Genomic DNA, 22,043 nt, shown 5'->3' with positions numbered 1-22,043 from the left:
GAATGCCGGATGCCCTACCCCGCCGCCGCGCCCGGTAAGCCGGACGGCGGCGAACGGCCGCCGTCCGGACCATGCCGGCGCATTCACGGATGGACGGGCGGGAGGCCGAAGTACTCGAACAGGCCCTCGTCGAGGAAGGTCGACATGTGCGCGATGCCCGCACGGGTGAGGGTCAGCACCAGAATGGAATGCGCGTGCAGGGCACCGTCCTCGCGGCGCTGGTAAACGGCGAAGGCGGGCTGGCCGTTGGCCCGGGTGGGCACGAGCTGGTTGCGGCCGCAGCCCTCGGACAACCGCGTGGCGAGCAGCCTGCCGATGGCCTCCCGTCCGACGAACCACTGGGGAACCGGCGGCATCTCCAGGGCCGCCTGCTCGGTGAGCAGCCGGGTGATCGCGAGGATGTCGGCGGCCTCGAACGCCCTGGCGAACCGGTCGAGGATCTCCCGCTGCTCCGGCTCGTCCGGCTCGGTGATCTCGTCGCTGGCGGGGACGAGCCGTTCCAGCCGTGAACGGGCCCGCAGCAGCGTGCTGTTCACCCCCGCCTTCGTCATCCCGAGCAGTTCGGCGACCTCGGCCGCCGACCAGGCCAGCACGTCCCGCAGGATCACCACGGCCCGCTGCCGGCCCGGCAGGTACTGCAACGCGGCGATCAGCGCCAGCCGCAGCCCGGCCCGCGACGCCACGACCGCGGCCGGATCCTCCGGCACGCCGCCGGCCAGCCGCTCGGAGAACGGTTCCAGCCAGGTCACCTCGGGAGCCCGCACGGTCTGGGCCGGGTCGTCGGACGGCGAGGCCAGCCCGGAGGGCAGCACCCGCCGGCTGCTGTGCTCCAAGGCGTTCAGGCACGCGTTCGTCGCTATCCGGTACAGCCACGTCCGCATCGACGCCCGGCCGTCGAAGCCCGCGTACGAGCGCCATGCGCGCAGGTAGACCTCCTGCACCAGATCCTCGGCGTCGTGGACGGAACCGAGCATGCGGTAGCAGTAGGCCAGCAGTTCCCGCCGGAACGGATCCGTCAGCCGCGCGAACTCATCGGCCACGGAATTTCTCTCATCAGTCTTCATAAGGCGCACCTCCCCATGTACTGACCGGACGCGGCGGCCGAAGTCGTCGGCCTCCGTCCGCTGAATCCCGCCGACCCGGCCGGTTTGTACGGATGACAGACATTCATCCGAGAACCGCTGAGGGACGCACATGGCACAGAGGGGAAGCGGCTGGCTGCTCGGCCTGACCGCGACGGCATCGCTGATGGTGGCGCTGGACGCGACGGCGGTGGCGACCGCGTTGACGAGGATCCGGCTGGACCTGGCCGCCACCATGGAACAACTCGAATGGACGGTGAACGCCTACAGCCTGAGTTTCGCCGTCCTGCTGATGACCGGGGCCGCGCTCGGCGACCGGTTCGGGCGCAGGCGGATGTTCGTCGCCGGGCTGGGCCTGTTCACGGCGGCATCGGCGGCGTGCGCGGCCGCCCCCGGCATCGGCTGGCTGATCGCCGCCCGGGCCGTCCAGGGGTGCGGGGCCGCGATCGTGATGCCGCTGGCGATGGCGCTGCTGAGCAACGGGTTCCCGCCCGAGCGGCGCGGCCGGGCGCTGGGGATCTTCACCGGGCTCACCGGGCTGGCCGTGGTGGCCGGGCCGGTGGTCGGCGGGATCGTCACCGAGGGCCTGGCCTGGCAGTGGATCTTCTGGCTCAACGTGCCGATCGGCCTGGTCAGCATCCCGCTGGTCCTGCGGCGCGTCCCGGAGAGCCGGGGCGGCGGGGCCTCCTTCGACCTCGGCGGCGTCCTGCTGGTGACCGGCGGCGCCCTCGGTCTCGTCTGGGGCCTGATCCGCGCCGACGGTTCCGGCTGGGGCGCGTTCGAGGTGGACGGCGCGCTGGCGGCCGGGGCGGTGCTGCTGGCGGGGTTCGTCGCCTGGGAACTCCGCGTCCCGCAGCCGATGGTGCCGATGCGGCTGCTGCGCTCGCGCGGGTTCTCCGCCGGCAACGCCTCCGGCCTCTTCATGTACGCGGCGCTGTACGGCTCGCTGTTCTTCGTGACGCAGTTCTTCCAGACGGCCCTAGGGAACGGGCCGATGGCGACCGGCCTCAAGCTGATCCCGTGGACGGCGACGGTGACCGTGATCGCACCGGTCACGGGGGTCCTGGTGAACCGGATCGGGGCCCGGGCGTTCACGGTCGCCGGGCTTGCCCTGCAGGGAGTCGGGATGGGGTGGATCGCGCTCATCGCGGATCCGTCGACGAGCTTTCCGCGACTGATCGCGCCCATGATCATCGCTGGTGCCGGGGTCAGCATGGCGATGCCCGCCGCGCAGACCGCGGTCATCAACGCCGTCGCGGCACCGGAGATCGGCAAGGCGTCCGGCGTCTTCAACACCCTGCGGCAGCTCGCCGCGGTGGTCGGCGTGGCCGTCGCCGCCGCGGTGTTCACCGCCAAGGGCGGCTACGGCACCGCGCAGACGTTCTCCGACGCCTTCGCGCCCGCCATCGCGGTCAGCGCCGCGCTGTCACTGGCCGGCGCGCTCGCCGGCCTGTTCATTCCCGGCCCGGACAGGGCGGCCCGGATCTCTCCGGTGTCGGCTGTCTCCCGTCCCGCGCCCGAACCGACCCGCTGAACTGGAGTGCGTGATGAGTGACCTCGCAAGCGCCGCCGCCCAGCTGCGGGCGATGCACGAGCCAGGCGATCCGCTCGTGCTCGTGAACGCCTGGGACGTCGCGAGCGCCGAGCGCGCCGTGGCGGCCGGAGGGCGGGCCGTGGGCACGTCCAGCGTGGCGATCGCCGCCTCGCTCGGGCTGCCGGACGATCCGTCCGCTCCCGTCGGGCCCCTGTTCGAAGCGGTCGGACGGATCGCCAAGGCCGTGGAGGTGCCCGTGACCGCCGACCTGCTCAACGGGTACGGGCTCGATCCGGCCGAGCTCGTCGACCGTCTCCTCACGGCCGGGGCCGTCGGATGCAACATCGAGGACTCCGACCACGGCCGTCCCGGAAGCCTGCTCGACTCGGGTGAGGTGGCCGAGCGGCTCGCGGCGATCCGATCCGCCGCGGCCAGAGCCGGGGTGGACATCGTGATCAACGCCCGTGTCGACGCCTATGTTCACGACGGCCCGGACGCGACGCCGGATGTCGTCGCTCGTGGTCGGCGATATCTCGATGCCGGAGCCGACTGCGTCTACCCGCTGCGATTGACGGACCCGGCGGTCGTGCGGGACGTCGTCGGGGGGTTGGACGCGCCCGTCAACGCCAACTTCGGCGCGAGCGTCGCGGATCTGGCCGCAGCCGGGGCCGGACGCGTCTCCATCGGGCCCCGGGGGTTCTTTTCGGCCCTCTCGGCATTCGAGGGCTTGGCCGCCGAGTTGCTGGTAGATCAGCGCAGACCGGCTGTGTAGTCGGCGAAGCGTTCGTCGATCTCGTCCGGGGTCAGGCCGAAGTCTTCGAGCGAATACCTGTGGGCCGGTTTCGCCGCGCCGGTGGAGCTCTCGTTGTGCAGCTCCGTCATGGCGGTCCGGGCCTCGTCGGTGAACGGCAGGCCGAAATGCGTGTAGACGCCTTCGACGGTGCCGATGGGGTCGCGGACGAAGTCGTCGTAGTGGACGTCCGCGAACTGCTCGGGGTTGTGGCGTGCGCGTTCGGCACGGAATCGGTCGAGGCCCCGGCTCCACAGATCGAGTTGGTCGCGGCCGAGCGTGGCACCGGTGAAGACATTCGACCATCCGGCGGTGGCGTGGGCGGCGAGGCTGCACATGGACGCCATCGCGGTGCGGGGCGTGCGGTGCGTCTGGACGATCAGCGCGTCGGGGTAGACGTCGAGGAGCGCTCCCAGGGCGAAAAGGTGGCTGGGGTTCTTGAGTACCCAGCGGCGTCCTTCGTCGTTCAGGCCGATGAGTTGCAGGTTGCGGCGGTGCCTTCGGTAGGCGTCCGTCCAGTTCTGCTCGGCCAGCCAGGACGAGTAGGTCGGCAGGTGGGCCAGGGATTCGAACGAGATGGAGAGCATGCTCTGGCGTAGGAGCTGCCAGCATTCTTCGACCGAGTCCGCTGAGATGTAATGGACGCCCATGAATTCGGGGTTCTCGATGTGGTGTCGGCGATATCCGGCGTCGATCGCCTGGAAGACCGGGTCGTTCGGCCACGTTTCGCGCGGTGGGCGGGGCTGCGGCACCTCGGCTAGCCAGAGGTCGAGGCCCTGATGGGCGGGGTCGGCGGTGAGCAACCGGTGCAGGGCGGTGGTTCCGGTGCGGGGCAGGCCGGTGACGAAGATGGGCCGCTCGATGGGGGCGTCGGCGTGCTCGGGATGCCGCCGCCAGGCGGCTTCGGAGAATTGGCGGGCGGCCAGAGCGCCGCGCAGCATCGCGCGCTGCGCCTTGTTGCCCAGGGGTGTGAGCTCGGCTTCGTTGGCGAGCGACTCAAGGAGGACTTTCAGTCCGTCCATGTATTCGTCGCCGCCGAAGTCGTCCATGCCGGTGACTTTCCTGGCGGAGGCGTGGAGGTCGTCGACGGTCCCCACACTGTCGCGGCCATCGGTCATCGGTACGCCCTTCCTAGTGGTGCCACTCGCCGGAATTGACGTCCAGGCATTGCCCGGTGACGGCGCGGGCCAGCGGCGACAGCATGAACACGACGGCGTCGGCGACCTCGTCGGGCTCGGGCAGTTTCCGCAGGTCGGTGGTGGCGGCGTTCTCGTCGTAGACCTGCTGCGGCGGGACGCCGCGCTCCTCCGCCAGGTGGTTGAAGTACCACTTGAGATTGGGGGCCCAGATGTATCCGGGCGCGATCGTGTTGACGCGGATTCCGCGCGGGCCGAGCTCGGTGGAGAGGTTCTGCGCCATGGCGAGCAGGGCGGCCTTGGCCATCTTGTAGGCGCCGAACGTCCGCCGGGAATGGCGCAGCACCGCCGAGTTCACCATCACGACGGAGCCGCGGTGCTCTTCGAGCGCGGGGACGAACAGCCTGGTCAGATGCAGCGCGGCCAGCACGTTGGTTTCGAACCCGGCGCGGACCGCGTCGATGTCGACCGTGGTGAGGTCGGTGAGCGGTGGGGTTGCGAAGGCGTTGTTGATGAGGCCGTCCACCCGCCCGAACGCCTCTCGCGCCGTTTCGGCGAGCCGTTCGCAGGCCGTCGCGTCACGGATGTCGGTCGGGACGGTGACGGCCCGCCGACCGATTTCCTCGACTTCCTTGGCGACCTCGACAAGGCGCTTTTCCTTGCGAGCGGCGAGGACGACGTCGGCACCGGCCTTGGCGCATTGGAGGGCGAGGCCGCGCCCCAGCCCGGGGCCGACCCCGGAGATGACGATGACCTTGTCTTCGAGGAGTTCGGCGCCCATCAGCCGAGCATCCTCTTCGCGACGGCGGTCTGGCGGACGGCTATCTTCTTCGCCCACTCGTCCTTGGTGACGCACTGTTTCTCGTGGAACGGCAGGATGCGCGGCAGTTCGTCGAACGGCACCACCTCGGCGCTCGGACCGTCCTCGGGCTTGAGGTCGCGAGTGACGCGCTGCCAGCGGAACTGCAGGTAGCCGCGGCGGTGACCGGTCCGCTCGATCCAGTTGGCGAGGCCGGGATCGCGCTCGCTGACGATGTAGCGGATCATGCCGTCCTCGTCCACGCGGGCCTGGTCGCTGGTGAGGCTCGTCTGGTGGTTGATGTAGTCGAGCGAGATGTACCACATGCTGCCGAGCTGAAAGCCCTGGTAGGGGGCCACCTCGCGGTCGGCGGCCGGGGCGGTGATGACCATGACCTCGTCGTCGTCCAGGTCGTAGTGGCCGACGGACGAGAACTGCGTGGCGAGACCGCCCGGCGTGAGTCGCGGCTCGGTCATCGTGTTGACCGGCAACTGCAGGTAGTGCCATTCGGGGAAGGCCAGGAAGGTGCGAATCCTGGACACGAGCATCTTGCCCGCGATCTCGTACCTTCGCGCCATCCGGTCGGATGGGACGGTCAGCGGGGAGGTCCCGAGCGTGTCGGCCCGGTGAATGCGGATCTCCCCCGGCCCTTCGTTCTCCCAGTCGCTGAACACCTCCCGGACGATCAGCATCGCCGACCCCGGAGGGAGCGCGACGTAACCAGGCCCGGCGTCCTTCTTGGGCGGGCCGAAGCGCAGCCGGAACGTCCCGTCGGCGGCGATGTCCAACTCACGGTCGTCGAAGGCGGTGAGGCTGTCGGGCGACTGGGTGGGCGAGTAGTCGCCGTTCATGACCTGGAAGCTGAGGTCCGCCGTCGTCCCGCGCCGGCCGGTGACGACGTATTCGGCGTCGTCCCTTATGTAGGCGTGGAAGTAGAGCGTGTCGGGATTATCGAGCCCGAGCTTGGTGTAGGGGCCGGTGGACGAGGCGAAGAACGGATAGTCCTGCTGGTAGGCGGCGACCATGTGCAGGGACGCTTTGATGCTCCCGGCGAGATAGTCGAGACCCTCGGCCAGGTCCTGGTCGGTCTTGACGTGGGGCGCGGTGCGGATGATGCGCTCGGCCTCCACGACCGCGTCCGCGAACGAGCGCGTGGCGGCGTCAAAGGTCTTGCGTTCGGCTGAGTCGGTGGCCACCGGGCTCTCCTGAGATTCGCGGGCGCGAAGCCGTGCTCGGGCGAAACGGACGCTAGAACTCGTTCTATGCGGAGGTCAACGGCCGGGTCCCGCTCAATGGGAGGTGGTGAACTTCAGGCTTGGCGTGTCATCCAGCGACACCATGTACTCGTACGTCCGCCGGTGCCCGGTCTTCTCGACGCGCCAGGTTCCATCGCCGCCGCGCCGGTAGGTGTCGTAGTAGTAGGCGGCGCCCCGGATGAGCAGGTTGTCCCCGGGAAGGATGATCGTGTCGTCGAGGGACCAGATGCCGGTCGCGCGGTCGCCGTCCACGTCGATCTCCGGGCAGCCGGCGGTGTGCGTGGAGATCTTGTCGGGCCCAAGGTTGCCGCGCATGTAGTCGATGATCGCGTCCCGCCCCTCCAGCCGGAGGGTCTTGCCGAGGACGGGGGCGTCGTACTCGGCGACGGCGTCCTCGGTGAACACCTCGGCGAACTCGTCCCACAGCTTGAGGTCGACGCAGCGCAGGTAGCGGTACTTCAGCCGCCGGATCTCTTCCAGAGCAACCAAATCCATGCGACACAGCCTGCTCGCTGCGCCGCCGGAAGACAAGAACAGGTTCTACTCCCGGACGAGCCGCTTGCCCGGGGCGAACCGCTCGATGGCACCGTCCAGCCCAGACGGCGGGCCGGCCAACTCGATGACGTACCGCTTACCGTGCAACTTCGGCGCAGGGGCCTGAGCATTGACGACCATGGCGTCCAGCGGAGTAGCCGGACCGGAGGTCTTGATGGCGTTCGTTGGAAAGAGTTCAACGAACGGCCGCGTCGCCTCCGTGGCGGGCACCGACGTGGCATCCCCCTCTGCCACCACATGGATCGCGGCGATCTGCGGCCAGGCCAGCCCATCCCGAATGCGTCCACCGAAGACGGGCCAGACCCCGACCTTGTCGATGGCCAGGTACGGACGCAGGAGCCGCCGACGGACCGATGCCCAGACGGCGTAACCGAGGACCAGCATCCAGGGAATCCAGATGCCCAACGCTTTGACCTTCTCGCCAGTCGAAACAGGCCCCTTGTCGCCCGCGTCGTTGACCAGCCCCGGGACAGAAGTGCCGAAGAGCACATACAACGGCGGATAGACGGTCAGAGCAACGACGAAGAACACGACCACCACGACGAGCGGCCCCGCAAGGACCCATTGCGTCCGGCCCATCTGCCTCCACGCCCGTCGGCTCACCGCACGCCGGCGTTCCCGGGACAGGTGCTTGATCTCGACCAGGACGGCCTCAGCGTCAGGTTTGCGCACCCTCGTCCGCCGATCATCAGACATCCATCGAACGATAAGGCGACCCGGCGAGCGACGCCACGCGGGACCTCAGCCGAAAGAGTTCAGACGGGCGGCCACGTCCCTCGCCAGCACGTCGACCTGCTCCCGCTCTTTGGGGCCCGGCTGGTCATGCGTGCGGGCCGACACATCCAGCACCGCGTTAGAGACCCTGAACTTCGCGTGAATATCGAAGACGTCGACCCGAGCGAGGATGATGACGTAGGTGGCCTGGTCAGTGATCCCATAGCCCCTCTCACCAATCTTGATCGGCGTCACCCGCGCGCCACGCCGAACGCGGTTGTCATACCAGTTCTGGAGCACATGGGCGGCAGCCTCAGGGCCGGTCTCATCCGAGTTCGCATGCTTCGTCTGGACGTGAACACGCACCGTCCGGAACGGACGATCGATACCCGCCGGCACGCTGCTCCATTTGCACTCCGACGAAGTGTCACCGCCAAGCCCGAGAAGCGACCGAGGCTTGGACGCCCCCGGCTCTCGCCGCCCGTCCGACACCAACGACGCAAGCTCCCCCGCCTCTGGCATGAGCTCACAAGCATCGAGGTCGTCAAACCGCCCATTCGAGTTGAAGAGCCCAAGCCTCCACGCAACCGCAACCCCACACCCGCCCACGACCGCGACGAAGACCGACGTAATCGCAACCCCAAGCCGCCACCGCGACCGTCCCACCGAAACCGCATCAACCACGCACACAGCGTGACACACCCACCCCATTCCCACTCCCCCAACAAGCCACTGAGGCCAGCGACCCGCTTCGCCCGCCCACAACGCGCCCCCAAGAGCCTCGCTGCCATCCAACGCCGAAGCCTTCTCCAGCTCTGGCGAGTTCTCTAGGCGGACGCCGTTTGTCACGGCCGGCACAAGGCGATCCGCGCGCCGCCGACCGCCCGGAGGTCTCGTGAGCCCCATGCCCGAACGCATGTCCGCCCACTGTGGTGGCGCCCAGGCGTGTGCCCCGGCCGACGCCTCCTTCGAGGACGAGATACCGGCAACAGGTCGAGGCGATGATCCCCGGGGGCGGGCCCCGCCACCTCGCCGCATCGTCCCGATCGAGGTGGAGTTCGGAAAACTGTGGATGCACAGCGGACGCCCTCGACCCGCGCCCCGAACCAGCAGCCCTGCGCATCGTCCGAATGCACCTGATCGCGCAGCAGAGAATCGGGCACCTCTACCGCTGGGAGCGGCTCGCGACGGCCACTCTGATGGGGCTGAACTCATTTCTCCGAAGACTTCCAGCCGTGCACATCGACTTCACGCTAACGGTAGGTATCAGCGGGAGTTATGCCGCGTTCCATGTTCAGGGGCGGCGAGGTGGCCCTGATTCTGCGGGACGGCCAAAAGAAGCCCCGGCAGCCGGCGGATCGCAGTCGACCCGACGGCCGCCAGGGGCTTCAGTTCTCAACTACTATAGGTCAGGCACCTGGACCCCCTTACTGCGGGTCAGGCACCTCGACCTCTCCCGAACCCTGGCACACGGAGCAGCTCTGCTCCGGGACGATCACGTTGCCGTCCGCGTCCACGAGAGGGGGGATCTTTCCGTTGCTGCAGGATGTAGTGAAAGACCACCGCGATTGCGGGAAAATATGGCACAGCCATACCTGTCTGTCAATTGAGATGACTTAGGTCACACTTCCCATATTTTTGGTCAAGCGGCACGGCAATAGCGAGGCGCTACCATGCGGTCGCTTTTAGTAGGGGACGCGGATCCCGAGGCACCATGGAGTATACCGGCGACGCGGTCGCAGACCTTTCGGGAGCTGAATTATAGCTGGCCTCACGAGCGCGTTGCTTGCCATAGCATCGAGGAGGCCCACGGACAGAGAACGCCTGGATTGCAGATCAGTGAGCCGGTCGTTGCACTACGTAGCGAGCCTGGGAGTATCGCCCCCTCTGCCTCCATCAGTTGCACTTGACAAGTCACGCGACCTGATCGCACAGAAGATCCGGGAAGTTACACGACCCCCTCACATGGCAGCCAGCACGTAACTGGCGCTGACCTGCCGGACGTCCGGTGGCGCAAGAGCGGATCGCGGCTTGCCAGCCGTTTCGAACGGACTGGCGCTCTGCAAGATTCATCACTCCGCTTACGACGAAAATATCCTCGGCATACGCCCAGACTTGACGATACAAGTGCGCAAGGACATTCTTCTAGAAGAAGATGGCCCTATGTTGAAGCACGGCATTCAAGAGATGAATAGAGTGACGCTCACTCTGCCCAGAAGGCGAATGGATCGCCCTAACTTGGAAGCCATCGAACAGCGTTACGAAAAATTCCGGGCGGCTGGGTAACACGTCAGAGCGCTTGACCGTCCGCGAGTTTTGCCTGACGTGTTTGCGTTCCGGTTGGCAAGCCGGTAGGCCCCCGGCTGCCGCACGGCCCGTCGTCCGGCGGCCGCGGCGTCATGTTCGTCGGGCAGGTGCGTGTCCATTCCCCGCTCCGGACCGGGCTCGGCCGTATGAGCGGTAGGTCTCGTCGTGTGAGACCCGGCGGCGCAGAAGAGGCGTTCAGGCACTGGTCGGCGTGATGATTCCGCCGGGTACTCGACACTCACGTCCGGGGCAGGCGGTCCTTCGTGCCGAGTTCCGTTGCCGGCGAGGATCTTTCGTGCGGATGTTCTGTGGGCTCACACTGCCGGTGTCGGTCGGCGTTGTGGCTTGGTGCGTCACGATGGTTGTGAGCTGGTCGGATTGGGCGCAGTGTGAGGCGTCGCACCAGGCTCGTTGGTGGCGTGTCAGCACAGGTGTCGCACGGTAGCCCCAGGCCTTGTCATTGAGGACCGGGCCGCCTTGATCGATGGCACTTCCATCGGCCAGGGCAAACAGCAGATCACCAGAGGTGATTTTCCAATGAGTGGGTCCAGCACGAGCTCCTCATACCTGCCTATCGCCGTCGGCGTCTCTGTCGGCGTCAACACGAGCCTCGCTGCCTCGACGCACGGCTCTCACATCCTCATCGCTTCCCTCGCCGGCTGCCTCACCGGGCTCGGTGTCGGTATCGCCATCTCCAAGGCGGTGGAGAGCGACGAAGAGCCTCCGCAGGGCAACGAGAACAAGTAGGGGCCCTGGCTGAAGTAGCCAGGCCCCCACCATCAATCTGCGGTGGGCCCTCAGTGAGGGGCCACCGCAGATTCTCCACGCCACGACCGTTCGTATCTGGAGACCCGGTCGGCGACTGGCCGCTCGCTGCTCGCCTGGACGCTGACAGCGTCGATCGCATACCGCGCCCCGCCCTGTTGCCCGTGCGCCCGGCTCGTCCAGCAGCAGCTGGGCTCAGCGCACAACCGCGTCCACCCGGTGAGGCGCGGGTGCGCAGTGGACCGCGACCTCTCGCCACCAGATGAGATGGGTGCAGCTCGTTCCGAGGAGCAGGCCGAGGTCTGTATTCCTAGGCTGATTGCCTGATGCCGGGTGCGTTAATGTGCGTGTTCAATCGTTCCAAGATCAGGAGAGTTCATGGCGTACCCGTTCGATCCGGAGCAGCCGTTGCCCGACCCGCTGACCCCGGACGCGGCGACCCTCGTCCGCGACGAGCGCCGGGAACTGCTGCCGACCTGGGTCGAAGCGAGTCGTGAACTGGTCGTCCACCTGGGCGGACTGTCCCGTTGGGATCCGCCCGAGCTCCTCCTGGAACACCCGAGCCACGGCCTCATGCACATGAGCACGATCTGCGCGTCCGGGGACCTGACCCCGTTCGAGATGATCGGCTACAAGCCTTTCGATCTGCTTCTGACCGCGTACTGCGCCGAGTACATGTTCAGCGACGTCGGCGGCAGGTGGGTGCTCGACGAGGACCCGGGCTCGCCCACCTTCGCCCGGTTTCTCATGGGCGAGTACGACGCGGACCGTCCGGACGCGACGGTGGACGTCTACGCCGCCGTGACCAAGTTCCTGAACGAGCCCGAGGGGCGCGACCTGGAGGTCCTCCTGGAGTCACTGCAGGAGGCGATGGGCGCCCCGGTGGGGGTCCACGACACCTCCTACCCCTGACGAGGTGGGCGGTGACCGCAAAAGCGCCGTCCCGGTGATGCGGGACGGCGCTCGGGGCGCCAGGGCGGCGCCGTGCTCAACCGTCCAGGCCCGCCTTGCGGGCTAGTGGTCGGTTCATGCTTGGCAGATCGGCCACCAGGCCGATCTCTGGAGTCAGCGTTGCCGTGGCTTGCGCCGCAGGACGTCGCCGCCACTGGCGACGACGGTGCCGACGAAGGCGAAGAGAACGCTGCCGATGAGGGCGCCCAGGGTGCCGCCGAAGGCGATTCCCCCGCAGCCACCAATGAGGGCACCGGTGCCGCCGCCAGCGGCGGCCTCGAACCCGTCGCGGCGGGCGCCGAACACGACGCTGCTGATGAGGACTACGGCAACGATGCCGACAGCCCAAGGGCTGATGTAGACCATGAGATCTCCGGTTGTGAGTGACCCGCGTACCTGGCACGCGGACGTTGATGGTTACCCTGACCGCCGCCCCCGGCACGGGAGCGACGGTAGTTACCGTACGCCGACACGTTCGCCACGCCACAACGTCGCGTACGCGCATTCGGCTCTGCGCCAGTCCGCATCGGGCCGGATGGCCCCTGCACGATCCCGCCTTGGCGCTGCGCAGTTCCTTCTCTCCACCGTCCGGTCGGCCGGTGTGGTCAGTTCGCAATTCGGTACATGGTGTACCGTTATGGTCATGGCGACAGAGACGCAAACCTGGCCGGACGGTCTTGCGGTGGCGCAGGTTCGGGTCGCGCGGCCCACCGACAAACTGGACGAAGTGGTCACCTTCTACAAAGACCACCTGGGCCTGGCTGAGCTCTACCGGTTCAGCGGCCACGCCGGCTACGACGGCGTGATGCTCGGCCTCCCTGGCACCGACTACCACCTGGAGTTCACGTCCCACGCCGACGGCAGCCCGTGCCCGGCGCCCACCGACGACAACCTGCTCGTGCTGTATTTCGCGGGCGAGGCGCGGATGTACGACGTGGTCGAACGGCTTGCGGCTGCCGGGCACGAACCGGTGCCGGCGGAGAACCCCTATTGGACCGAGAACGGTGCTCTGACCTTCGCAGACCCGGACGGCTGGCGCGTCGTCCTGGTGCCCAAGCCCGTCTTCTGATGGCTGGACGCGCCCGCGACCCGCGCATCGACAGCGCCGTGCTGGCCGCCACTCTCGAGCTGCTCGGCGAGGTCGGCTACCCCGCGCTGTCGATGGGCGCCGTCGCCCAGCGCGCCGGAGTGCATCGCCCAGCCGTCTACCGCCGCTGGCCTTCCAAACGCCACCTCGTGGTCGACGCGGTCGCCGACGGCCTCGGCCTGCGCCCCACCCCCGACACCGGCGACCTGCGCGCCGACCTCATCACCGGCATCACCACAGTGGTCGACTCCCTGGCCGGCACACCCCTCGGCCGGGTGCTGCCCGCTCTCGTCGCGGACCTGCACACCGACCCCGAACTGTCCGAACGCTTCCTGGACCGGGTGTTCCACCCCCGCCGCGCCACCACCGCCGCCACGCTCCGCTCGGCCGCCGAACGCGGCGAGATCCACGCCGACTTCGACCTGGACTTCGTCCTGGACGCGCTGGCCGCCCCGCTCTACTACCGCATTCTGTTCGGCCACCTACCACTGACCCGCTCGGTGGCCGAACAATCCGTGGACACCGTCCTCGCGAGCCTCCGCAGTGGGAGAACCGAACGCGCCCCCAAGCAGGACGGCGCCCAGACCTCCCCCCCTGAGTAGCGATGGCTCAGGCGCCAGGAGTTCTGGAGCGTAGAGCCGGACAGGGGCTGTTGGTGGCTTTGGCCGACGGTTGTGCGACCGTGACGGCACTCTTGGACCGTCAGGTCAATGGGAGGGCGACCGCTGGCGGCATGTCGTCCTTCCGCTTGTCGTGGAGCGTGGTTCTGTGGTCGACAGCGCGGTTGAGGACGTCCCGGCTGAGGAGGGTGAGGGTGTGGACGGGGAGGCTTCCTGGTTGGGGCGTGGAGTTGCGTTGTTCACGCCCGTGTTCGCTGTTGCGGCCGGGTGGCTGGCTGGGATCGTGGCGCAGCTTGTACCGGGAGCTCATCTCGATGAGACCCAGGTGACCGCGTTCATGGTCGCCGCCACTACCGCGACGCTTGGGTCCGGGTGGAAGTGGCTCCAGGGGTGGCAGCAGCATGAGCGGCTCGTCGCGGAAGGGAAGTCCTCGCCCGTTAAGAGCAGCCGGCAGCGGCGGAGTCGCAAGGCGAACTGAGTCGGGTGGGGCGGACTCACGACGTCCAGCACGACGGCCTGAGAGGTAGAGGTAAGCCCACCGGAATGCGGGGTTCACGCCCACGGACAGCCCCGGGCCGGCCCGGCAGAGTTTCACGCAGATGCCAGCCCCAAGCTCTTACAAGAGAAGGGTGTCTCGTGGACACAGTTCTTGCTCGTCGCTTCACCGGGTGGTCGTGCCTTGCCGCCGCTGCCGCGTTCATCGTCGAGGTTCCGCTGTACTTCGTTTACTCGGGGCCGCCGCCGGACGCCAATGTTCTCGGTCGGCTCTTGATCGGGATACTGGCCCTTGGATTCCTGCTCATCTTCGTGACGACGTTCCGGGAGTTCATCAAGAGCGTCGACTCGCGGTACGAGTGGGTCGGCAATCTGGCGTTCGCGACCGGGCTCAGTTACGTCGTGGTCACCCTGGTTTCCAGTGGGCTGGAGGCCGGGGCGGTCATCGAGGCCGACCATCCGATCGACCCCACCATCGCCGTCAGCGGCACCTACATCCTCTACGGCTCGATCGGGCGCATGCTGCTGGGCTTCTTCCTGGTCGCCCTGGGCTACGCCGTCACCAAGAGCAACGTCCTCCCGCGACGGACCGGCCTCTCGGCCTACGTGCTCGCGGCGGTCAACTTCGCCTTCATTCCGTCGCTCTTCTTCGGCAATGAGCCCTCGTTCTTCTACGCCGCCAACGGCTGGGGCACGACCGCGTCGATGGGGGCCATCCTCAGCTACTGGCTCCTCATGATGGGCATCGTCACGCTGAGGAGCACGCGGAGTCGCACCCATCGCCTTTCGGACGGCGCGCACGCCTGAACCTCCCATCGCGAAGGCCGGTGGCCGTCGTGGGTTCTCGCCCCCGGCGGCCATCAAGCTGTCCGGACCAGAACGCGGCGGCCCGGCTCCCGGATCTCGCTTGACGGACGTATCAGCTAACCGCTAACTATTAGCTAGCCGTTAGGGGTGATGCATGCAGGACGCGGTGCTGGCGATGCTCGCGAAGGAACCGTCGCACGGGTACCGCCTGCGCGAGCGGCTGCGGCGGGCGCTCGGTCCCCTCGGGGAGTCGATGAACGCGGGTCAGGTCTACGTGACCCTGGCCCGGCTGGAAAAGGCGGGACTGGTCGTCTGCGAACGCGCGGAAGGGCTGCCGGACCGGCCGGACCGCAAGGTGTACGCGCTGACGCCGGCCGGGCAGAAGCGGGTGGCGGCCTGGCTGGCCGAGGTGAGCTGGCCGAAACCGAATCTGGCGGAGTTCCACCTCAAACTCGCCGCGGCGGCCGCGGGCCGGCTCGCCGATCCGGTGGAGCTGGTGGACGCGCAGCGCCGCGAGCTGCTGCGGCGGTTGGGGGAGGCGCAGCGCGCGATGCTGGCCGAGCCGGACGGCTCGACCGCCGGCCTGTTGCTGGAAGGGGTCGCGTTGCGGCTGCGGGCGGACCTGCGCTGGTTGCAAGCCTGCGAGCGAGTCTGGTCGAGGGTCGAGAACGAATCCGAGGGCGCATGAACGAGGGCGACGATGTGCTGCAGGCCCGCGGCCTGTCCAAGCAGCATGGCCAGGGGCAGGGCCTGGTCCGGGCGGTCGATGAAGTCGACCTGGACGTACCGGCGGCGCAGGTGCTGTCGGTGACGGGGCCCAGCGGCTGCGGGTGTCCACCCTGCTGCATTTGCTGGGCGGACTGGAGCGGCCCACCGGCGGGGAGGTGTGGCTGGCCGGCCGGCGGATCGACACCCTGAGCGAGCGGGCGTTGGCCCGGCTGCGGCGCCGGTCGGTGGGGTTCGTCTTCCAGGCCTTCCATCTGGTGGAGGAGTTGTCGGCGGCGGAGAACGTGGAGCTGCCCGCGCTGTTGGCCGGACGCTCGCCGCGCGCGGCCAGGCGCCGCGCGGCCCTTCTCCTGGAACGGGTCGGGCTCGCCGACCGCGCCCGGCATCTGCCCTGGGAGCTGTCAGGGGGCCAGCGGCAGCGGGTGGCCATCGCCCGCGCCCTGGCCAACGAGCCGCTGATCTTGTTGGCCGACGAGCCGACCGGGAATCTGGACACCGCGGCGACGCTCGATGTGCTGAGGCTCTTCGAGGACCTGCGTGCCGCAGGGCAGACCCTCGTGATCGTCACGCATGACGAGCGGGTCGCGGCCACCGCGGACCGGGTGGTCTCGATGCGCGACGGGACGTTCGTCGACGACACCCGGCTGGCGGGCACGGGGCCGGCAGGCACGGGGCGGCTCGACGGACTGATCGGGCTGGAGGGCTGAACGCCGTGGGCCGCATCCTGCTGGTGTTCCGCCTCGTTGTCGCCGACGTGCGCCGGCATCCCGCGCAGGCCGCGATGCTGATCGCCTCGATCACCGCCGCCACCGCCACATTGGCCCTGGGCATGTCACTGAACGGGGCGACCGACACGCTCTACCAGCAGACCCGCGCGGCCACGGCCGGACCGGACGTGGTGGCGCTCACCCCTGGCAGCGGCCGGACCGCGACTACGGCGATGGCGGCGTTGGAGCGTGCTCCCGAGGTCACCGACCACAGCGGGCCGTACCGCCAGTACTACACGACGCTGACGGCGCACGGCCTCACGTCGCGCGCGGTGGCGCAAGGCGCCGACGCGAAGCCGGGGACGATCGATCGCCCGCTGGTCACCTCGGGCACCTGGGTGCGTCCCGGCGGGGTGGTGCTCGAACGCGGCTTCGCCTCCGCCCTGGGGGTTCGGGTCGGTGACCGCGTCACCCTCGCGGGTCGCTCGCGTCCCGTCGTCGGGATCGCCGTGACCGCGGCGCACACCGTCTACCCGTGGGCGGCGATGAACGGCCCGGGCGGCGGACCGGACGACGCCAACGGTCTCGTCTGGGTGAGTAAGACCGACACCCGGGCGCTGGTGGCCGCCGACCTTCCGGTGACCTCACTCCTCTACCTGAAGTTGCGGGACCCCGCCGCCGCTCAGGAGTTCGTGGTCTCCCGCCGTCCCTACAGTGACCAGTACCCGACGAACTTCTTCACCTGGCAGTTCATGGCCACGCAGGACAAGGTCATACTCAGGCAGAGCCAGCCGGTCCTGGTCATCGGCAGTTGGCTGCTCGGCTTCCTGTCCATCGGCGGTGTGGCCACGCTGGCCGCGGGACGTGCCGCCAAGCAGACCCGCCGGGTAGGGCTACTCAAGGCCGTCGGTGCCGCGCCCGGCCTCATCGCCGCCGTCCTGTTCGCCGAATACCTGACCCTGGCGCTGCTCGCCGACGCGCTGGGCTTGACGATCGCACGGCTTACCGAGCCCTTGGTCGTCAATCCCACCGCGAGCCTGCTCACCAGCGCCACCGGTCCGAGCGGCGACACCGTCCTCCTCACGATCGTCGTCGCCCTGGCCGTAGCGGTCCTGACCACCCTCGGACCGACCGTCCGGGCCCTGCGTACCGAGACCGTCGCCGCGCTGGCCGACACCGCCCGCCTCCCAAGGCGCCGGGCCCGGCTGAACAGGGTGTCGGCGTTGCTGCCGACCCCGCTGCTGCTCGGGCTGCGCCTGATCGCCCGCCGCCCCGGGCGCGCGGTCCTGCACGCGTGCAGCATCGCGATCACGATGGTCGGTGCGACGGCCCTGCTGATGTTCTACGCCCAGCCCGTTCACAACTACGGCCTGGGCTCTTCAGATCTCGGCAATGTGCAGGTCGAGCTAGGACGCCACGTATTGCTGGCCGTCACTTTCGCGCTGGCCGCGCTCGCCGCGGTGAACATCATCACGATCACCTGGACCACCGCGCTGGAAACCCGCCCGACCATGGCCATCGCGCGCACCCTCGGCGCGACCCCCGGGCAGATCACGGCCGGACTGTCCACCGCGCAGCTTCTGCCCAGCGTGCCCGGCGCCGTCATCGGCGTCCCCGTGGGCATCGTCCTGTCCGGAGATGTGATCATGCCGCCCGCCTGGTGGCTGTTCACCGCGGTGCTCGTGTCGCTCCTGGTGACGGCGGCGCTCACAGCCCTGCCCGCGCGCATCGCGGCCCGCCGTTCCGTGGCACGAACCCTCAGCGCTAGTGTTTGAACGTGTTCAAACAACGTGCGTTGGGGTTCTGGTCCGGCTACACACTCGGAATGTTTCGGTGGCTGCCCCGCTCGGCCGCCGCGGCGGCCGGTGAGCACGTCCACCACGTGCACGACTACCTCAGGACCTATCGGCGGCGGTTCACGATCCTCGACGACCGCCTCGAACTGTGGTTTCTGGGGGCCGCGACGGCGGACCTCGTCCCCCTGCTGTTCGGCGAGCGGTTCGCCGCGGTCTGGTACCGCGGTGTCCTGGTCGATCCCGGCTCGGTCAGGATGCGCAGGTCACTGCGGTCCCATCTGACGGCGCGCCCTTCATGGCCCGTCACAGCGGTGACCGCGACCCACGCACACGAGGAGCACACGGGGAACCTGCGCTGGGCGGCGGACCACCGTCAAGCCTCCCTCCATCTCCCCGGCTCGGTCGCCGGACAAGTCCGCGCGCCGACTCGGCTTCCGGCCATTCGCGCCTTCGCCTTCGGGACCCCTGCGCCTGTCACCGGCACCGTCCACGACAGCAGCGAAGCCATCCCTTTTCCCGGTGGACGGTTGGAGGTCATCCCTGCGCCCGGGCACAGCAGCGACCATGTCGTCCTCTACGACCGGCAGCAGCGGATCCTGCTGGTCGGGGACACCTTCATCGACACCTACTTCTCGGCCTCCAACGCGGAGACCGACGGAACGGCGTGGCTGGCCACCCTGGAGCGACTGCTGAGCCTGGACTTCGATCTCATGGTCGAGGGACACGGACGGGTCCACACGCTCCGGCGCGACGTACCGGACATCCCCGGCGTCGTGGTCCGCGAGGACCCGCGTCGTCTCATGGAGAACAAGCTCCGCTTCCTGCGGGGACTGGCCGAACGGGCCCAGCACGCCCGCGACCGGGGCCTGTCCTTCAACCGCGCCGTCGCCGAGGCGTTCCCCTGGGAGCAACGTCCCAGCTGGGAACGCCTCATCCCCGACGAACTGGCCCGCCTGACCTCATTTGGGGAATTCTCCCGCCACCGCCTGGTCCGCTCCCTCCTCGCCTCCGGCCAGCGGTAACGCGGCCGTGTGGGTTCCCTAGGGTGGCGGCGAGGGGATTGCGGAGGAGGTGAGCCGGGGTGTTGACGCCTGAGGAGGTCCGGGGGCTCTCGAAGGACGAGCGGGCCACACTGCTGCGAGCGTTGATCGCGGCCGGGGATGCGGATCCTCTTGAGGAGCCTCAGTATCGGCGGCGGCGCTGGCTCGCGCTGGCATTGCTGGTGAGCTGCTGCGCCTGGCTCGTGCCCTGGACGGTCGTGCTGGCGTTCACGCTGCCGCAGCACTTCACGGCGGGGCAGTGGGCCGTCGCCTGGATCGGGTTCGACGTCGCGTTGACGCTGGCGATCGGCGCCACCGCGTTCGCCGTTTGGAAGCGGCTGCAGATCGCCATCTTCGGGCAGGTCGTCAGTGGGACGTTGCTCGTGTGCGACGCATGGTTCGACGTTTGGCTCTCGTGGGGATCGGGCGAGTTCGTTCTGAGCGTCCTCACGGCGCTGCTCGGTGAGTTGCCGTTGGCCGTCCTGTTGTTCCTCGGTGCCCGGAAGCTCGTGCTGCTGACCATCCACGCCCTCTGGGTGCGGGAAGGGCGGGTCGGGCCCGAGCCCCGGCTATGGGAAGTGCGGCTCGTCGCCATCGGCGCCCCGGAGAAGCGTCGATAGGTTCATCTGCCGGCATTGCGCGGCCGTCGTGCGTTCATCTGACGGTCGGTTTCCACCGCTAGCCATGGATTGTGCGTGCCATTTTCATGTTCTTAGTTTTGGCTCTTGGTCTCGTCGCATGTGCGACCGCAAGGGCCTCGGTCAACGGTAAAGACGTCATCGTCGTCGGCGTGAAGGCCGACCAGCCAGGGCTCGGGTTCAGGAAGGACGGGGTCCTCCGGGGATTCGAGGTCGATGTCGGGACGTACATCGCCCGGCATCTCGGGGCCTCCCAGGTCGCCTTCCAGGAGGTCAGGTCGGACAACCGGGAGCAGAAGCTCAACGATCACGTCGTGGACCTCGTCCTGGCGTCGTACTCCATCACGCCGGATCGGGCCAGGCTCGTGAGCTTCGGCGGGCCCTACTACGTCGCCCACCAGGACGTCATGGTGCGGCGCGGCGACACCCGGATCAGGGGTGTGCGCGACCTGGCGGGACGGAAGATGTGCGAGGCCAGCGGATCGGTGTCGACCGAACGCGTGGTGACCGGTCTGAGCATTCCGGCGCGACTCGTCCCGGGGGCGTCCTACAGCGATTGCGTCGCGAAACTGCGTGGCGGGGCGGTCGATGCCGTTTCCACCGGGGATCTGGTCCTGGCCGGGTTCGCGGCGCCGGATCTGCGGATCCTGAACGCGCCCTTCACGGACGAGCAGTACGGGGTGGGGATGCGAAAGGGCGACATCGAGGGATGCGAGCGGGTGAACCGCGCCATCACGACGATGTACCAGGACGGGACGGCCGGCCGGCTGCTGCGGAAATGGTTCGGGCACAGCGGGATCGAACTGGTCGAATCCGTTCCGCAGTTCGAAGGCTGCACAGAGTGACGACCCTTCCCGGGCCAGGCATCCGGTCTACTCATTCAGGGGAATCGAAAGATTGAGTATTGCGTGACCTGCTGGGCCGGTTCACTCTGAAGGCGCTCGTTCACCGGTGATCTTTCGGCCCCGATCGGAGCCTCCCTCCGACCGAAAGGTTCAGCATGCGGTCACGACGTTTCCGCACGATCGCCGCGTCCCTCGGTATCGCCACGCTCGCGACGACCGGAGCCCTCGTCACCGGCTCCGCAGCCCAGGCGGCCACCGCCGCCTGCTACGACAACGAGAAGACCTTCTCCCTGCCGGGCAAGCCCGACGTCTGGGTCGGGATCGAACTGTGCATCCACCACACCAGCGCCGACCGGCGCGTCGCGCACGCCGACGTCTCGTGGGACGGGTCGTTCCTCGGCGGTAAGCGGTTCGACGGGTTCGAGGTCCTGATCCGCATCGAGCGGAACGACACCGTCTACGACTACGAATGGTGCGACTTCACCGACACGATCAACAGCGAGCCGAGCAGCAGCCACTGGTACTGCTCGGTCGCCTACACCTCGACCGCCGACGGCGGCTGGACCGCGGACGGCGCGGTCATCTACAACGTCAACAACGACGGGGACGGCGACAAGGTCTGGGACCTGCACGGCACGCCGAAGGTCACCTGACCTCTCCCGCAGGGGCGGGCGCGCTCCGCCCGCCCCTGCGACCGGCATGACCCGTAATGTCGGTGCCTCTGGCTATGGTCGAGTCGTGGCTGAGGACAGGGTTGCTTGGGACGAACTCCTGGCGGCGGGCTTCCTGCATGCCCTCCGGGAGGCCCATCGCGAGGCGACGCTGGCCGTGTTCGGTGGGTTGAGCCGCGCGGCCGGGTTCACGGAGCGGTCCTACGGGGTCAGCGCGTTCGACGTGCTGGCCACGCAGATCGACCGGGTCTTCGAGGACGAGCCCCAGGTCGTCCGGGACGATCTGAACGGCTCGCCCGGCTGGCGGTACGGCCGCTACCGCATCCTGCTGAAGCGGCACGAGTTCGGAAACGTCCGGGGAATCCGGTGGGACAGGGACAGCCCCACCAAGCAGGCCGTGGCGCGGCAGAGCTACATCGACGACCCCCAGCTCACCCTCCCGCTGGGCATCGAGGGGCACGACACGCCCGGGGCCGTGACCCTCGTCCTCGCGCACAGCGCCACCGAAGCACCGCTGGAAATGGAGCTCTTCCTGGGGCGGGCCAGGTGGAACGCGGACGGCGGGACGGCCTGGCACTGGGTCAAAGCCGTGGACGACACCATCGGCCCCGATCCACGTCGTAAGCTCGTCGAGCGGACGATGCCGCTCTGGGAGGACGAGCAGGAAGACGTCCCCATGCGGCTCCGCGAGGAGAGGAAGACGGCCTAGCGACAAGGGTGGG

The 22,043-nt window shown here is 68.4% G+C and carries 23 protein-coding genes and 1 pseudogene; 16 read left to right on the top strand and 8 right to left on the bottom strand.

Annotated elements, in window-relative coordinates:
• Positions 1-83: 83 nt before the first annotated feature.
• A complete protein-coding gene (locus ACQPXG_RS03845) occupies positions 84-1,064 on the bottom strand; it encodes a sigma-70 family RNA polymerase sigma factor (protein ID WP_433466219.1) in 981 nt (326 codons plus the stop codon).
• A gap of 130 nt (positions 1,065-1,194) precedes the next feature.
• Here ACQPXG_RS03845 and ACQPXG_RS03840 point away from each other — a divergent pair, with 130 nt between their 5' ends.
• Both ACQPXG_RS03840 and ACQPXG_RS03835 read left to right on the top strand, forming a co-directional pair.
• A complete protein-coding gene (locus tag ACQPXG_RS03840) occupies positions 1,195-2,616 on the top strand; it encodes an MFS transporter (RefSeq protein ID WP_433466218.1) in 1,422 nt (473 codons plus the stop codon).
• Positions 2,617-2,629: 13 nt separating this feature from the next.
• Positions 2,630-3,388 (top strand): isocitrate lyase/PEP mutase family protein, encoded by a 759-nt coding sequence (locus ACQPXG_RS03835; protein ID WP_433466217.1) that lies wholly within the window; start codon positions 2,630-2,632, stop codon positions 3,386-3,388.
• Here ACQPXG_RS03835 and ACQPXG_RS03830 read toward each other — a convergent pair.
• From ACQPXG_RS03830 to ACQPXG_RS03805, 6 genes are all read right to left on the bottom strand, one after another.
• On the bottom strand, positions 3,367-4,524 hold the full coding sequence (locus ACQPXG_RS03830) for a sulfotransferase family protein (RefSeq protein WP_433466216.1): 1,158 nt from the start codon (positions 4,522-4,524) through the stop codon (positions 3,367-3,369). The two genes, ACQPXG_RS03835 and ACQPXG_RS03830, sit on opposite strands and share 22 nt — an antisense overlap.
• Before the next feature lie 13 nt (positions 4,525-4,537).
• Positions 4,538-5,323, bottom strand: a complete 786-nt coding sequence (locus ACQPXG_RS03825) for an SDR family oxidoreductase (protein ID WP_433466215.1) — start codon at positions 5,321-5,323, stop codon at positions 4,538-4,540.
• The gene (locus tag ACQPXG_RS03820) at positions 5,323-6,537 is read right to left on the bottom strand and encodes a hypothetical protein (RefSeq protein WP_433466214.1); all 1,215 of its coding nucleotides are present in this window, start codon (positions 6,535-6,537) and stop codon (positions 5,323-5,325) included. The genes ACQPXG_RS03825 and ACQPXG_RS03820 overlap by 1 nt, the downstream gene beginning before the upstream one ends.
• Before the next feature lie 93 nt (positions 6,538-6,630).
• On the bottom strand, positions 6,631-7,092 hold the full coding sequence (locus ACQPXG_RS03815) for a nuclear transport factor 2 family protein (protein WP_433466213.1): 462 nt from the start codon (positions 7,090-7,092) through the stop codon (positions 6,631-6,633).
• 45 nt (positions 7,093-7,137) lie between these two features.
• Positions 7,138-7,824 (bottom strand): hypothetical protein, encoded by a 687-nt coding sequence (locus ACQPXG_RS03810; RefSeq protein WP_433466212.1) that lies wholly within the window; start codon positions 7,822-7,824, stop codon positions 7,138-7,140.
• A 69-nt stretch (positions 7,825-7,893) separates the two neighbouring features.
• Positions 7,894-8,715 carry a hypothetical protein gene (locus ACQPXG_RS03805; RefSeq protein ID WP_433466211.1) on the bottom strand — a complete coding sequence of 274 codons (822 nt, stop codon included), beginning with the start codon at positions 8,713-8,715 and terminating at the stop codon, positions 7,894-7,896.
• A 1,995-nt stretch (positions 8,716-10,710) separates the two neighbouring features.
• Here ACQPXG_RS03805 and ACQPXG_RS03800 point away from each other — a divergent pair.
• Together ACQPXG_RS03800 and ACQPXG_RS03795 are read left to right on the top strand one after the other, a co-directional pair.
• Positions 10,711-10,920 (top strand): hypothetical protein, encoded by a 210-nt coding sequence (locus ACQPXG_RS03800; protein ID WP_433466210.1) that lies wholly within the window; start codon positions 10,711-10,713, stop codon positions 10,918-10,920.
• A 396-nt stretch (positions 10,921-11,316) separates the two neighbouring features.
• A complete protein-coding gene (locus ACQPXG_RS03795; RefSeq protein WP_433466209.1) occupies positions 11,317-11,850 on the top strand; it encodes a hypothetical protein in 534 nt (177 codons plus the stop codon).
• 153 nt (positions 11,851-12,003) lie between these two features.
• Here the strand turns inward: ACQPXG_RS03795 and ACQPXG_RS03790 are convergent, their stop codons facing one another.
• Positions 12,004-12,255 carry a hypothetical protein gene (locus tag ACQPXG_RS03790; protein ID WP_433466208.1) on the bottom strand — a complete coding sequence of 84 codons (252 nt, stop codon included), beginning with the start codon at positions 12,253-12,255 and terminating at the stop codon, positions 12,004-12,006.
• A gap of 277 nt (positions 12,256-12,532) precedes the next feature.
• On the opposite strand from ACQPXG_RS03790, the gene ACQPXG_RS03785 reads away from it, so the two are divergent.
• The 12 genes and pseudogenes from ACQPXG_RS03785 to ACQPXG_RS03730 all read left to right on the top strand — a co-directional run bounded on the left by ACQPXG_RS03785 (position 12,533) and on the right by ACQPXG_RS03730 (position 22,030).
• Complete coding sequence (locus tag ACQPXG_RS03785; protein ID WP_433466207.1) at positions 12,533-12,958, top strand: VOC family protein; 426 nt, start codon at positions 12,533-12,535, stop codon at positions 12,956-12,958.
• Positions 12,958-13,578 carry a TetR/AcrR family transcriptional regulator gene (locus ACQPXG_RS03780; protein ID WP_433466206.1) on the top strand — a complete coding sequence of 207 codons (621 nt, stop codon included), beginning with the start codon at positions 12,958-12,960 and terminating at the stop codon, positions 13,576-13,578. The genes ACQPXG_RS03785 and ACQPXG_RS03780 overlap by 1 nt, the downstream gene beginning before the upstream one ends.
• Positions 13,579-13,744: 166 nt before the next feature.
• Complete coding sequence (locus ACQPXG_RS03775) at positions 13,745-14,074, top strand: hypothetical protein (protein WP_433466205.1); 330 nt, start codon at positions 13,745-13,747, stop codon at positions 14,072-14,074.
• Between the two features lie 158 nt (positions 14,075-14,232).
• The gene (locus tag ACQPXG_RS03770) at positions 14,233-14,898 is read left to right on the top strand and encodes a hypothetical protein (RefSeq protein WP_433466204.1); all 666 of its coding nucleotides are present in this window, start codon (positions 14,233-14,235) and stop codon (positions 14,896-14,898) included.
• Between the two features lie 154 nt (positions 14,899-15,052).
• Positions 15,053-15,586, top strand: coding sequence for a PadR family transcriptional regulator (locus ACQPXG_RS03765; protein ID WP_433466203.1), 534 nt, complete (start codon positions 15,053-15,055; stop codon positions 15,584-15,586).
• Positions 15,583-16,331, top strand: a pseudogene (locus ACQPXG_RS03760) (ABC transporter ATP-binding protein). Before ACQPXG_RS03765 ends, ACQPXG_RS03760 begins: the two are co-directional and overlap by 4 nt.
• Positions 16,332-16,336: 5 nt before the next feature.
• Positions 16,337-18,106, top strand: coding sequence for an FtsX-like permease family protein (locus tag ACQPXG_RS03755; RefSeq protein WP_433466202.1), 1,770 nt, complete (start codon positions 16,337-16,339; stop codon positions 18,104-18,106).
• 50 nt (positions 18,107-18,156) lie between these two features.
• Complete coding sequence (locus ACQPXG_RS03750) at positions 18,157-19,149, top strand: MBL fold metallo-hydrolase (protein WP_433466201.1); 993 nt, start codon at positions 18,157-18,159, stop codon at positions 19,147-19,149.
• Between the two features lie 59 nt (positions 19,150-19,208).
• Positions 19,209-19,787: a hypothetical protein gene (locus ACQPXG_RS03745; RefSeq protein WP_433466200.1), complete on the top strand. Its 579-nt coding sequence runs from the start codon at positions 19,209-19,211 to the stop codon at positions 19,785-19,787.
• 170 nt (positions 19,788-19,957) lie between these two features.
• Entirely contained in the window at positions 19,958-20,650 is a 693-nt protein-coding gene (locus tag ACQPXG_RS03740) for a glutamate ABC transporter substrate-binding protein (protein ID WP_433466199.1), read from the top strand.
• A gap of 155 nt (positions 20,651-20,805) precedes the next feature.
• Entirely contained in the window at positions 20,806-21,303 is a 498-nt protein-coding gene (locus tag ACQPXG_RS03735) for a hypothetical protein (protein ID WP_433466198.1), read from the top strand.
• An 85-nt stretch (positions 21,304-21,388) separates the two neighbouring features.
• Complete coding sequence (locus ACQPXG_RS03730; protein WP_433466197.1) at positions 21,389-22,030, top strand: hypothetical protein; 642 nt, start codon at positions 21,389-21,391, stop codon at positions 22,028-22,030.
• Positions 22,031-22,043: the final 13 nt, after the last annotated feature.

It is taken from the genome of Spirillospora sp. CA-128828, from assembly GCF_050945415.1.
Taxonomy (GTDB): domain Bacteria; phylum Actinomycetota; class Actinomycetes; order Streptosporangiales; family Streptosporangiaceae; genus Spirillospora.
This window is presented reverse-complemented; position numbering and strand designations above follow the sequence as displayed.

What these genes read in the sequence shown, in the direction of transcription:
- ACQPXG_RS03735 (WP_433466198.1), top strand. Translation starts at nt 20,806, where the DNA reads ATGCGGTCACGACGTTTCCGCACGATCGCCGCGTCCCTCGGTATCGCC.
- ACQPXG_RS03815 (WP_433466213.1), bottom strand. Translation starts at nt 7,092, where the DNA reads ATGGATTTGGTTGCTCTGGAAGAGATCCGGCGGCTGAAGTACCGCTAC.
- ACQPXG_RS03780 (WP_433466206.1), top strand. Translation starts at nt 12,958, where the DNA reads ATGGCTGGACGCGCCCGCGACCCGCGCATCGACAGCGCCGTGCTGGCC.
- ACQPXG_RS03790 (WP_433466208.1), bottom strand. Translation starts at nt 12,255, where the DNA reads ATGGTCTACATCAGCCCTTGGGCTGTCGGCATCGTTGCCGTAGTCCTC.
- ACQPXG_RS03800 (WP_433466210.1), top strand. Translation starts at nt 10,711, where the DNA reads ATGAGTGGGTCCAGCACGAGCTCCTCATACCTGCCTATCGCCGTCGGC.
- ACQPXG_RS03765 (WP_433466203.1), top strand. Translation starts at nt 15,053, where the DNA reads ATGCAGGACGCGGTGCTGGCGATGCTCGCGAAGGAACCGTCGCACGGG.
- ACQPXG_RS03750 (WP_433466201.1), top strand. Translation starts at nt 18,157, where the DNA reads ATGTTTCGGTGGCTGCCCCGCTCGGCCGCCGCGGCGGCCGGTGAGCAC.
- ACQPXG_RS03785 (WP_433466207.1), top strand. Translation starts at nt 12,533, where the DNA reads ATGGCGACAGAGACGCAAACCTGGCCGGACGGTCTTGCGGTGGCGCAG.
- ACQPXG_RS03825 (WP_433466215.1), bottom strand. Translation starts at nt 5,323, where the DNA reads ATGGGCGCCGAACTCCTCGAAGACAAGGTCATCGTCATCTCCGGGGTC.
- ACQPXG_RS03830 (WP_433466216.1), bottom strand. Translation starts at nt 4,524, where the DNA reads ATGACCGATGGCCGCGACAGTGTGGGGACCGTCGACGACCTCCACGCC.
- ACQPXG_RS03795 (WP_433466209.1), top strand. Translation starts at nt 11,317, where the DNA reads ATGGCGTACCCGTTCGATCCGGAGCAGCCGTTGCCCGACCCGCTGACC.
- ACQPXG_RS03835 (WP_433466217.1), top strand. Translation starts at nt 2,630, where the DNA reads ATGAGTGACCTCGCAAGCGCCGCCGCCCAGCTGCGGGCGATGCACGAG.
- ACQPXG_RS03840 (WP_433466218.1), top strand. Translation starts at nt 1,195, where the DNA reads ATGGCACAGAGGGGAAGCGGCTGGCTGCTCGGCCTGACCGCGACGGCA.
- ACQPXG_RS03845 (WP_433466219.1), bottom strand. Translation starts at nt 1,064, where the DNA reads ATGAAGACTGATGAGAGAAATTCCGTGGCCGATGAGTTCGCGCGGCTG.